Origin of the sequence: Evansella tamaricis (assembly GCF_019042215.1) — a bacterium.
GTDB classification, from domain to species: domain Bacteria; phylum Bacillota; class Bacilli; order Bacillales; family Salisediminibacteriaceae; genus Evansella; species Evansella tamaricis.
The window spans coordinates 116,261-122,749 of sequence record NZ_JAHQCS010000154.1 but is presented as its reverse complement, the minus strand read 5'-3'; the positions used below and the strand labels follow the sequence as shown (position 1 = coordinate 122,749).

At 38.2% G+C, this 6,489-nt stretch carries 6 protein-coding genes and 1 riboswitch; all 6 genes read left to right on the top strand.

The window, feature by feature from the left end; all coding sequences use genetic code 11:
• Positions 1 to 509 precede the first annotated feature (509 nt).
• The 6 genes from KS419_RS19640 to KS419_RS19615 all read left to right on the top strand — a co-directional run bounded on the left by KS419_RS19640 (position 510) and on the right by KS419_RS19615 (position 6,486).
• Positions 510 to 752, top strand: coding sequence for a hypothetical protein (locus KS419_RS19640; RefSeq protein ID WP_217068183.1), 243 nt, complete (start codon positions 510 to 512; stop codon positions 750 to 752).
• A gap of 82 nt (positions 753 to 834) precedes the next feature.
• A riboswitch (cyclic di-AMP (ydaO/yuaA leader) is annotated at positions 835 to 980 on the top strand.
• A gap of 52 nt (positions 981 to 1,032) precedes the next feature.
• A complete protein-coding gene (locus KS419_RS19635) occupies positions 1,033 to 1,704 on the top strand; it encodes a potassium channel family protein (protein ID WP_217068188.1) in 672 nt (223 codons plus the stop codon).
• A 54-nt stretch (positions 1,705 to 1,758) separates the two neighbouring features.
• Entirely contained in the window at positions 1,759 to 3,114 is a 1,356-nt protein-coding gene (locus KS419_RS19630; protein ID WP_217068182.1) for a TrkH family potassium uptake protein, read from the top strand.
• 517 nt (positions 3,115 to 3,631) lie between these two features.
• A complete protein-coding gene (gene desA / locus KS419_RS19625; RefSeq protein ID WP_217068180.1) occupies positions 3,632 to 4,702 on the top strand; it encodes a Delta(5) desaturase DesA in 1,071 nt (356 codons plus the stop codon).
• A 51-nt stretch (positions 4,703 to 4,753) separates the two neighbouring features.
• Positions 4,754 to 5,887, top strand: a complete 1,134-nt coding sequence (locus KS419_RS19620) for a sensor histidine kinase (RefSeq protein ID WP_246594283.1) — start codon at positions 4,754 to 4,756, stop codon at positions 5,885 to 5,887.
• The gene (locus tag KS419_RS19615; protein WP_217068179.1) at positions 5,884 to 6,486 is read left to right on the top strand and encodes a response regulator; all 603 of its coding nucleotides are present in this window, start codon (positions 5,884 to 5,886) and stop codon (positions 6,484 to 6,486) included. Before KS419_RS19620 ends, KS419_RS19615 begins: the two co-directional genes overlap by 4 nt.
• The last annotated feature ends 3 nt before the right edge of the window (positions 6,487 to 6,489 follow it).

Here is a 6,489-nt window from a genome sequence, read left to right as displayed (position 1 = left end):
CTCGTTGGGGAACAAGTTGAGGCAACTACTGACCGAAATCCTTATCGTGCTCCTCGTTGGGGAACAAGTTGAGGCAACTACTGACCGAAATCCTTGTCGTGCTCCTCGTTGGGGAACAAGTTGAGGCAACTACTGACCGAAATCCTTATCGTGCTCCTCGTTGGGGAACAAGTTGAGGCAACTACTGACCGAAACCCGTCTCGGCTTCCTCGTTGGGGAACAAGTTGAGGCAACTACTGACCGAAATCCTTATCGTGCTCCTCGTTGGGGAACAAGTTGAGGCAACTACTGACCGAAATCCTTATCATGCTCCTCGTTGGGGAAGAACTTGAGCCAACTACTGACCGAAACCCGTCTCAACCTCCTGATAAAAACGCATCTGCGGGTTCTTCACCTCGCGCTGTTCCCGCAGAATTCTCTTGTGCGACGAGTAACCGCAGGAGCAAAGAGCGTAACTTCTCTGTAATACGTCGATTTGTCTCAACGGACAGGACGTCCTAATATCGGGCATGCCACAGGACGTGGCGTTCTGCCCGATTGACTTGATATACATCAGAGCGATGCTAGTAGAGGAAGAGGCAGCACTGCTGCGGGGCACTTCGGAAGTGACAACCGAAGTCAAAGAGCGGACTTCTGTTGTCAATCCTGCACTGCCCTACGCTCGTGATCTTAGGCGATTGCGCTTTTATTGGAATATAATCCCTCATCATCAATTGTTGAAAATGACTGCTCACGAATGCAAAGAGAATTAATGTATGATTTGTTAAGTTTTCAAAGGATATATTGACAAAGGAAGGATAGAGGAGTAAATTACGATTATAAAATTTAAAATGACCCATCAAGTCGCTGAATCATTTTCTTGAGCGGAGGAACCATAAATTGACGAAATGACATTCGTCTTGGGGTGAATCCATGTAGGAAGGGGTAACTCTCAACTCCTAACCCGACAGCTAACTTCGTAAGCGTTAAGGGGAGAAGGTCTGCTATTTTGGCCTCTTCTTTGAAGTGGTCTTTTTCATGTTTAAAAGGGAGATGGATTTCGTGGCTATTAAGAAACAATTTGTCATTATAGGGTTAGGCCGTTTTGGCGGAAGTGTATGTAAGGAACTCATTAAGCAAGGACATGAAGTATTGGCAGTTGATACAGATGAACACAAGGTAAACGATTTTGCAAAATTTGCAACTCATGCTGTTGTGGCAAACTCTACGGATGAAGAAACACTTCGTTCATTGGGAGTAAGAAATTTCGAAAACGTTGTGGTGGCAATCGGTGATAATATTCAAGCAAGCATTTTAACAACATTACTATTGAAGGAATTAGGAGTAAAAAATGTGTTGGTGAAGGCAAAAAACGATTATCACCATAAAGTACTTGAAAAAATAGGAGCCGATCACATTGTTCATCCAGAAAAAGATATGGGAAGAAGGGTTGCCCAACATTTATCAGACGATAAGATCATTGATTTTATTGAACTTTCTGATGAATACAGCATCGTGGAATTATTTGCTACAACAAAACTTGCGGGAAAATCGTTAATTGATCTAAATATACGTGCGAAATATGGGGTAACGATCCTTGCTGTGAAAAAAGGAGAGAAAATAGATATATCTCCAGAACCAACCTATCAAATCGAACGGGAGGACTTGCTGATTGTAATTGGTAACAATCAGGATATCAAACGATTTGAAGATCAGGCAATGTAAACGATACGTAACAGACTAGTTCTTTTATGAACAGACATACGGGAAGGGATTCCAATGTTTAAATTTGATCGGTTTAATTCCATTAAATTGACTTCCGTACAAATAATAGTTTTATTCTATATGATTGCAGTGACCGTATCCACCATACTTATCAGTTTACCAATCGCTCGTAAACCAGGTGTAGAATGGACATTACTAGATGCAGTCTTTACAGCAGTAAGTGCAGTGAGTGTAACAGGATTAACGGTTGTATCCACAGCAGATACATTCAGTGTAATTGGAGTGTTTATACTAGCATTTATCCTTCAATTTGGTGGAATTGGCATTATGACGTTGGGCACCTTTATTTGGTTGATGCTTGGTAGGAAAATTGGATTCCGAGAAAGACAGTTAATCATGACCGACCAGAATAGAAACACATTCGCAGGGTTAGTAGATTTAATGAAACAAATTTTAAAATTATTTCTCCTTATCGAAGTGATAGGAGCAATTATTCTAGGAATCTATTTTTTAAACTACTTCCCCACATGGCAAGAGGCCTTTTTACAAGGATTTTTTGCATCAGTGAGTGCAGCGACAAACGCTGGTTTTGATATTACGGGCGAATCATTAGTCATGTTTGCTAATGATTATTTTGTTCAAACAATTAATATTTTGCTCCTTATTTTTGGTGCTATTGGATTTCCAGTATTATTGGAAATAAAAGAGTTCATCCAACATCATAAAATAGGGGAAACGTTTCGATTTTCATTATTTACAAAAATAACAACTTGTACTTTTTTTACATTACTGGTTATTGGAGCTATACTAATCTATTATTTTGACAGGGAAAATTTCTTTTTGGGAAAAACGTGGCATGAATCTCTTTTTTATGCATTGTTCCAATCTGTAACTACAAGAAATGGGGGTCTTGCCACCATGGATGTGAGCCAGTTTTCTGGCTCCACTCAAATGGTGCAAAGTCTTCTCATGTTTATCGGTGCTTCCCCAAGCAGTGTTGGAGGTGGAATACGAACAACTACCTTCGCCATTGCGTTACTGGCAATTTTTTCATTTGCCAGGGGGAGACAAACAGTAAAAGTATTTAAACGGGAACTGGATCCAGAGGATGTTTTGAAGTCTTTCGTCGTTATTTCAGTGGCAATCATGCTGTGTGGTGGAGCAGTTATAGTTTTGAGCCATTCTGAAAATTTTCCACTGATATACATCATCTATGAAGTAGCCTCTGCTTTTGGAACGACAGGCCTATCTATGGGGATTACACCAGAATTAAGTAATACAGGTAAAATGGTTATCATTTTATTAATGTTTGTTGGAAGAATCGGGATATTCTCATTTTTATTTATTATAAGAGGGAAAATATCAAAAGATCCTTATCATTATCCAAAGGAAAGGGTAATTATCGGATGATCGTCCTGTTAATGTTTTAAGCTTTTTGGGTGCCCTAGTGGCACCCATTTTTTGATTTATAATTTAATTAGCTTTGGTATCAACGGGGACTTCTAGTCTACTTTGTTCAAATTTGCTGTCCTACGAGCTACTTCAAGGGCAGCACATGAGCGATGCTGCCCTTGAGTTAGCTTCGAGTTGCCACAACGGACAGGAGTCCTAATATCGGGTATGCCACAGGACGAGGCGTTTTACCCGATGGACGGATCCGCTTCTTAGAAATACGAGTAGTGGAAGACACATAAGCGCTTGCACTTTTCATATGAAGTTGCTAATCATTTTAAAGTTTCATTATGAATATGACATATGTCATATTCTCCAGTTGACGTTTATGACTTAAATAACGTATCCACTTTTCATATACTAGAAACAGGGTTTAAGACCTGTTCCTAATTTAAATGCTGCTGTCGAAGTTAAAGGCGTGTATTTTACTGGAACATGGCAAAAAATGTACGGAAAATGTATGAGGGGGTACCTAATGAGTAAGGAAAATATTGCAAAATTGAAAAAGGAAATGTCACCATTTGAAAAGACCGATACGAAAGCTAGTATAAAACAAATAGTAAATACATTGGTTCCATTAGTATTGTTATGGGTTGGAGCATATTTCAGTCTTTCCATTTCATATTTTTTGACTTTCCCAATTTTATTAATAACAGGAGGATTTTTAGTTCGGACATTCATTCTGTTCCACGACTGTTGCCATCAATCCTTTTTTAAAAGCCGAAAAGCCAATGATATATTAGGTACTATTACAGGAATTTTAACATTAGTTCCATACCAACAGTGGAAAAACAGTCATAATATTCATCATGCAACAAGCAGTAACTTAGATAAACGGGGTACTGGAGACATGTGGATCTTAACAGTTGAGGAGTATATGGAAGCATCCATTTGGAAAAAGATAGCTTATCGTGTTTATCGTAATCCTGTCGTTATGTTATTGTGTGGTCCAATCGCTGTTTTCTTAATTCAGTATCGTTTTAATGTGAAAGGCGCTAAAAGGAAGGAACGTTTGAATACACACATTACAAATCTGGGGATTATCGCCCTTTATACTTCACTTAGTTTATTAATTGGCTGGCAGGCATTTCTTCTTATTCAAGGTCCTATTTTAATCATTTCGGGGATGCTTGGAATCTGGTTGTTTTATGTACAGCATCAATTCGAAGATACGTATTTTGAACATGATGAAGAATGGAGTTATGTGCAGGCTGCAGTAGATGGCAGTTCGTATTACAAACTTCCTAAAGTATTGCAGTGGATTACCGGGAATATCGGCTTTCACCATGTCCATCACTTGAGTCCGAGAGTTCCTAATTACAATTTAGAAAAGGCTCATAATGCAACACCACCACTTCAGAAAGCCACAACTGTTACTGTCAAAACAAGTTTTAAATCATTAAATTACAGGTTATGGGATGAAGAGAAAAGAATATTTATTAGCTTTAAAGACTTGAAACACTATAAGAATAAATTTGTCAAAGAACAGACAGATTTGAAACTTCCTTATAAAACAGAAGATGAACAACTAAGAAAAGTTAATTAATTGTGTTAAGATAAATAATAAATCAGATTTATTAAAAAGGGTGAGGAAGTCTTGAGTAACTGGAAACATAAATTACGGGAAAAAACAGGGCTAAGTCCATACGTCTGGATTGTGTTTTACATCCTCCCCTTTTACTTTATTTTCCATGATTCATCTACACCACAAATGGTCATTGGAATCTTGATGATTCTTGGATTCTTTATATGTTATGTGCTGTCCTTTGCTTCTAAAGGATGGCTTGTTTATTTAGGTGCAAGTATACAGATCACTATCTCCACTGCCATGACCATGTTGTTTGGATATATTTACTTTTTCCTTTTTTTAGCATTTTTCATTGGAAATATAAAAAATAGAGTAGCGTTCTTTACACTATATACAATCTTATTAATTACGACATTTGGAACAAGTTATTATGGGTTTATTGCTCATACTGTGTTTATTGTACAACTCCCGTTTGTCTTCTTAAGTATCATTGCTGTTATCCTGCTTCCTGTCAGTACCTACAATAAAAATAGATCAGATAAATTAGAGGGGCAGTTAGAGGATGCCAACAAGCGAATATCTGAGTTAGTGAAACTAGAGGAGAGACAGCGAATCTCAAGGGATCTTCATGATACGATAGGACAAAAGCTTTCATTAATTGGATTAAAGAGTGACCTTGCTGCAAAGTTAATCACGAAAAATCCTACACATGCTCGGAAAGAAATTAAAGATGTCCAGAAGACGGCACGAATCGCATTAAAGGAAGTACGAGAATTAGTAATGGAGATGCGGGGAACCAAATTAGAAGATGAAATTAATCGAATTAAACAAATCCTAGAAGTTGCAAACATCAAATTTCAGTTAATCGGATCTGCAGACCTGCCTAATACTTCGTTGATGGCAGAGAACGTGATTAGTATGTGTATTAAAGAAGGTATTACAAATATTGTGAAACATAGTCTAGCTACAGAATGCACTATTGAAATCATTCCCCTTTCAAGAGAACTGGTTGTAAAAATTTCAGATAATGGTGTTGGTATAAAGGAAACAATTAAACGCTCAAGGGGAAGTGGGATCAAAGGAATAAAAGAACGTCTGGAATTTGTTAACGGTAGTTTAGAAATTCGTACGGAAAAAGGGACTACACTTGTAATGACTGTGCCAAATCATTTTAAGCCGGTTAATGGGGAGGTGGAGATGTGATTCGAATTGTTATTGCAGAGGACCAGAAGATGCTCTTGGGAGCGCTCGCAGCCCTTTTAGACCTTGAAGATGACATGGAGGTCGTTGGAAGTGCAAATAATGGAGAAGAAGCGGTTAAGCTAGTAGAACAATATAGCCCAGATATTTGTATCATGGATATTGAGATGCCAGGGATGAGTGGTCTAGATGCAGCGGAAAAACTAAAGGATCAAGATTGCAAAGTTATTATCCTGACTACCTTTGCAAGGACAGGTTATTTTCAAAGGGCGGTAAAAGCAGGGGTAAATGGTTATATGCTGAAAGACAGTCCAAGTGAAGAGTTATCGAGTGCTATTCGAAATGTCATGGTTGGTAGGAGGATCTATGCTCCTGAATTAGTGGATGAAGTATATAACATACAGGAGAATCCGTTAACAGAACGGGAAAACGAAGTATTACGTCTAATGGCAGATGGGAAAAGTACAAAGGATATCGCTGACACTCTCTACCTTACGAATGGAACCGTTCGTAACTACATATCTTCCATTTTGGAAAAATTAGAAGTAGGGAATCGAATTGAGGCAATTACTAAATTTAAGGAAAAAGGCTGGTTTAAATAGGAC

Coding starts and splice junctions, on each gene's coding strand:
- KS419_RS19640 (WP_217068183.1), top strand. CDS start 510: ATGCCACAGGACGTGGCGTTCTGCCCGATTGACTTGATATACATCAGA.
- desA (WP_217068180.1), top strand. CDS start 3,632: ATGAGTAAGGAAAATATTGCAAAATTGAAAAAGGAAATGTCACCATTT.
- KS419_RS19635 (WP_217068188.1), top strand. CDS start 1,033: ATGGATTTCGTGGCTATTAAGAAACAATTTGTCATTATAGGGTTAGGC.
- KS419_RS19630 (WP_217068182.1), top strand. CDS start 1,759: ATGTTTAAATTTGATCGGTTTAATTCCATTAAATTGACTTCCGTACAA.